1 protein-coding gene is annotated in these 385 nt (G+C 63.9%); it reads left to right on the plus strand.

Features of this window, described 5'->3' with window-relative positions; genetic code table 11:
• Positions 1–103 precede the first annotated feature (103 nt).
• The coding region (locus tag AB4Z35_RS31060; RefSeq protein WP_442101305.1) for an FAD binding domain-containing protein at positions 104–385 on the plus strand (282 nt) is incomplete at its 3' end.

The following is a 385-nucleotide window of genomic DNA, read 5'->3' on the forward strand; positions in this document are numbered from 1 at the left end:
ATTCAGAGCGTAACACGATCAATAAATCCGGTTATGGGTATTTACCGATGATCGTGCGCCAACCATCATGGTTTCACCGACACGCCGCCCCACAGGAGCCACGATGAGAGCGTTTGAATATCTCGAACCTGCCACGCTTGCCGAAGCGTCCGCGCTGCTGCACCGCTGCGGCGGGCGCGCCAGCGTGCTGGCGGGCGGCACCGACCTGCTCGTGCAGATCAAGGAGTCGCACCGCCAGCCCGCGCAGGTCATCAACATCAAGAAGATCCCGGGGATGGACGTGCTGACGTTCGATGCCGTCGAGGGCCTGCGCATCGGTGCGCTGGTCACCACGCGGGAGGTCGAGACCTCGGACATCGCCCGGCGCCACTACGCCAGCCTGGCC

Origin of the sequence: Pseudomonas sp. KB_15 (assembly GCF_052114525.1) — a bacterium.
Taxonomy (GTDB): domain Bacteria; phylum Pseudomonadota; class Gammaproteobacteria; order Pseudomonadales; family Pseudomonadaceae; genus Aquipseudomonas.